At 72.0% G+C, this 4,126-nt stretch carries 4 protein-coding genes and 1 pseudogene; all 5 read left to right on the top strand.

The genetic code is table 11. The annotated features are described in order from the left end of the window. Window positions 1-406 (top strand): ATP-binding cassette domain-containing protein (locus tag AB0I76_RS23895; RefSeq protein WP_357039451.1); only part of this gene is annotated, 406 nt, incomplete at its 5' end. Then, complete coding sequence (locus tag AB0I76_RS23890) at window positions 403-1,407, top strand: ABC transporter permease (protein WP_357039448.1); 1,005 nt, start codon at window positions 403-405, stop codon at window positions 1,405-1,407. The genes AB0I76_RS23895 and AB0I76_RS23890, both read left to right, overlap by 4 nt. Then, the gene (locus AB0I76_RS23885; protein ID WP_357039445.1) at window positions 1,407-2,411 is read left to right on the top strand and encodes an ABC transporter permease; all 1,005 of its coding nucleotides are present in this window, start codon (window positions 1,407-1,409) and stop codon (window positions 2,409-2,411) included. Before AB0I76_RS23890 ends, AB0I76_RS23885 begins: the two co-directional genes overlap by 1 nt. A 33-nt stretch (window positions 2,412-2,444) precedes the next feature. Then, window positions 2,445-3,638, top strand: a complete 1,194-nt coding sequence (locus AB0I76_RS23880; RefSeq protein WP_357039442.1) for an ABC transporter substrate-binding protein — start codon at window positions 2,445-2,447, stop codon at window positions 3,636-3,638. Window positions 3,639-3,734: 96 nt separating this feature from the next. Further along, window positions 3,735-4,126: pseudogene (locus tag AB0I76_RS23875) on the top strand (hypothetical protein); the annotation flags it as partial.

Raw genomic sequence — 4,126 nt, 5'->3', positions numbered from 1 at the left:
CGCGCTCGGCGGCCTGCTCGACCGGGTCGGCCTGCGCGGCTCCACCGCGCGGGAGGTCCGTTACCTCTCCGGCGGCAACCAGCAGAAGGTGGTGCTGGCCCGGTGGCTCGCGACCGGGGCGCGGGTGCTCATCTTCGACGAGCCGACCCGGGGCATCGACGTCGGCGCGAAGGCCAGCATCCACGAACTCATGCGGGAGTTGGCGGAGGCCGGCGCCGCGATCCTGATGATCTCCTCCGAGCTGCCCGAGGTGATCGGCATGGCCGACCGCATCGTGGTGCTGCGACAGGGCACCGTGGCCGGCGTCCTGCCGGCCGGCGCGAGCGAGGCGGAGATCATGCTGCTGGCCACGGGCGAGCCCGACCGGACCGGCGTCGGCGTGGGCGCGGACGGCGGTGCGGCATGACCACCTCCACGATGTCGCCGTCCGCCCCGCTGCGTCTCGCCGGTCCGGGTACGGGCGCGTCCAGCGCACCGGTCTGGTTCGTCTTCGGTGGCGTGTTCGCGGTGGCCTGGCTGCTCGTCGAACTCAACGGCGGCCAGTTCATGACCGTGGACAACCTGCAGAACATGGCGGTCCGGTCGGTCGCGCTGGGTCTGGTCGCGGTCGGTCAGACGATCGTGCTGATCGGCGGTTCGCTGGACCTGTCGGTGGCCTACATGGTCAGCGTGACCGCGGTGAGCGCGTCGTTCGTCATGCAGGGCGATCCGGACCGCATGGCGCTGGGCATCGCGGTCACCCTGGCGCTGGGCGCCGGCGTGGGCCTGGTCAACGGTCTCGTGATCACCCGGCTGCGGATCAACGCGTTCATCGCCACCCTCGGCACCTCCCTGGTGATGAGCGGGATCCTCAACGCCCTCTTCACCAACTTCACCGGCTCGGTCCCCCGCGAGTTCCAGGCGCTGGGCTACAACGCCCTGGGTCCCGTACCGGTGGCGGTGCTCCTCCTGCTGGCCGTGGTCGCCCTCGCCTGGTACACGCTGCGCCGTACCCGCTTCGGCTACCACCTGTACGCCGTCGGCGGCAGCGCGGAGGTGGCCCGGCTCTCCGGGGTGCGCACCGACCGGGTGGTGGTCACCGCCCACGTGCTGTGCAGCCTCACCGCGGTCCTGACCGGGTTGTTCCTGGTCAGTCGGCTGCGCTCGGGAGCACCGTGGGTCGGCCCGGACGGCGGGTACGACCTGGAGTCGATTGCCGCTGCCGTGGTTGGCGGCACCGCGCTGGCCGGCGGTCGCGGGACCGTCGCCGGCACCCTGGCCGGTGTCCTCATCCTCGCCGTGGTCGACCAGGTGTTCAACGAGTTCGAGGTGAACGCCTTCCTCAAGACGCTGATCCGCGGCGTGATCATCGTCGGGGCGGTGGCGCTCTACGCGCTGCGCAACCGGCGTGACGAGGAGGGCTTCTGATGACGGTGACCGCCCCGCCGCCCGCCGCGGCGGCTCCCGAGCGGCCGGTCTCGCGGGCCTGGCGGCTGCTGCGGGCCGTACCCCCGATCTGGCTGGTCCTCGCCGTGGTGATCGTGCTGATCGCCTGGCGGAACCCGACGTTCGTCGAGCCGGCCCCGTTCCTGGCCTTCCTGCGCAGGTGCGCGCCCCTGGCGGTGCTCGCCGCCGGTCAGGTCTTCGTCATCATCGCCGGCGAGTTCGACCTCTCGGTCGGCGCGCTGGTCACGGCAGTGGTCGTGGTGGCCGCGCGGCTGTCCGACGGAGATCCGGGCAACACCTGGTGGCTCATCCCGCTGCTGCTCGCCGGTGGCGCGCTGGTGGGCCTGGTCAACGGCCTGGTCACCACCCGGCTGCGGGTGCCCTCCTTCATCGCCACGCTGGGCATGCTGCTGGTCCTCAACGGCGCGGTCTTCCTCTGGTCCGGCGGCGCTCCGCGCGGGTCGCTGGCCGACAACTTCCGCCAGTTCGGCCGCTTCGGGGTGGAGATCCCGGGGCTGGGCCAACTGCCGTACGCGGTGCTGATCCTGGTGGCCCTCGGCGTCGGCCTGTGGCTGCTGCTGTCACACACCCGCTTCGGCCACCAGGTGTACGCCGCCGGCGGCAATCCGCGTGCCGCCGCCCTGTCCGGGGTCGACGTACGACGGGTCCGGACCGCGGCGTTCGTCATCTCCGGCCTCTCGGCGGTGGTCGCCGGGGTTCTCCTCGGCGGTTTCACCGGGGTCACCGCCGAGGCCGGTGTCGGTTACGAGTTCCAGGCCATCGCCGCCGTCGTGCTCGGCGGCGCGGTGCTCGGTGGGGGCCGCGGCAGCGTCGGCGCCGCCCTCGCCGGCGCGCTCACCCTGCAATCGGTGTTCACCCTGCTCAACCTCCTGGGCCTGGCCAAGTCACTCCGTGACGCGGTGCAGGGCCTGATCATCATCGGCGCGGCCGCGTACGCCGCTCACCGGCTGCGCCGGTCCGGCTGACGCCGCGCCGCCACCCGTCGCGAGGGAGAAGCCATGAGACATCCACTGCGAACCATGCTGGCGGTGTGCGGCGCCGCGGCGCTTTTCGCCACCGGCTGCACCTCGACCGCACCCGAGGAGGGCGGCGACGACGGCCCGGCGGGCAGCGGCACCGGCCAGCAGTCGTCGTTCTTCGTCCAGGCCGACTACGACGAGCAGATCGCCCAGCGCTCCGTCACCCCCACCGGACCGGCCGACCAGCCCTGGCTGCAGGCGATCAACCCGCAGCTCGTCGACACGGCGAAGTACAAGAAGGCCGGCAAGCACACCATCTGCTTCTCCAACGCCGGGGTCAACAACCCGTGGCGGGTGGTGGGGTGGACCACCATGCAGGCCGAGGCCAAACTGCACCCGGAGATCGCCGCCCTGACCGCGGTCGACGCGGAGGGCAAGGACGACAAGCAGATCAGCGACATCGACGGCCTGCTGGCCAGCAAGAAGTGCAGCGCCCTGATCGTCTCGCCGAACACCACCGCCGCCCTCACACCGGCGGTGGAGAAGGCCTGCCAGGCCGGCCTGCCGGTGATCGTCTTCGACCGGGGCGTCAACACCGACTGCCCGGTCACCTTCATCCATCCCATCGGCGGGTACGCCTTCGGCGCCACCGCGGCGGAGTTCCTGACCGACAAGGTGAAGAAGAACGGCAAGATCCTCGCGCTGCGCATCCTGCCCGGCGTCGACGTGCTGGAGACCCGCTGGGCGGCGGCCAAGGTGATCTTCGACAAGGCCGACGTGGACGTCGTCGGGGTCGAGTTCACCGACGGCGACGCCGCCAAGGTCAAGACGATCGTCAACGACTACCTGGAGCGCCACGGCAGCATCGACGGGGTCTGGATGGACGCCGGAGCCACCTCGGTGGCGGCCGCCGAGGCGTTCGAGGACGCCGGCCAGAAGGTGCCGGTCATCACCGGCGAGGACCAGCAGGACTTCCTGCGGCTGTGGCAGGAGAAGAAGCTCACCGCCGTGGCCCCGACCTACCCGACCTACCAGTGGCGTACGCCGATCCTGGCCGCCCTGGACATCCTGGCCGGCAAGCAGGTGCCCAAGGAGTGGGTGCTGCCCCAGCCGACGATCACCGAGGAGAACCTCGGCCAGTACGTGCTGCCGCAGCTCCCGCCGCTGCACTACGCGCTCTGCGGCTGCGAGAAGATGCCCGGCTTCCCGCAGAACTGGGGCGGTAACCAGTAGCGCGTGGCGGGCGCGGGACTGACCTCGTCGGCCCCGCGCCCGCCCCGTCCGGCGCGTCCGGACCCGGACGCGCCCCGACCGACCACGAGGAGAGACGTGCACCCCATCGGCGCGAACACCTGGATCTGGGTCTCGCCGTTGACCGACGCCCGGCTGGCCGCGCTGGCACCGCGGATCCGGGAGTGGGGCTTCGACGTGATCGAGCTGCCCGTCGAGTCCCCCGGCGACTGGGACCCGGACCGGGCCGCCGACCTCCTCGCCGGCCTGGGGCTCGGCGCGACGGTCTGCGCGGTCATGTCCGCCGACCGGGACCTGGTGACCGACGACGCGGAGGTGGTCCGCCGGACCGGGGACTACCTCCGGCACTGTGTCCGGGTGGCGGCCCGGGTGGGTGCCGGGCGTGGTGCGCTTCGCCAGCACCCTGCCCGCACTGCTCGCGGCCGGCGGGATCGACACCTCCATCGACCCGGTCGCGCTCGCCCACTACC

The sequence above is a fragment of the Micromonospora sp. NPDC049799 genome (genome assembly GCF_040656655.1).
Classification (GTDB): Bacteria; Actinomycetota; Actinomycetes; order Mycobacteriales; family Micromonosporaceae; genus Micromonospora.
This window is presented reverse-complemented; position numbering and strand designations above follow the sequence as displayed.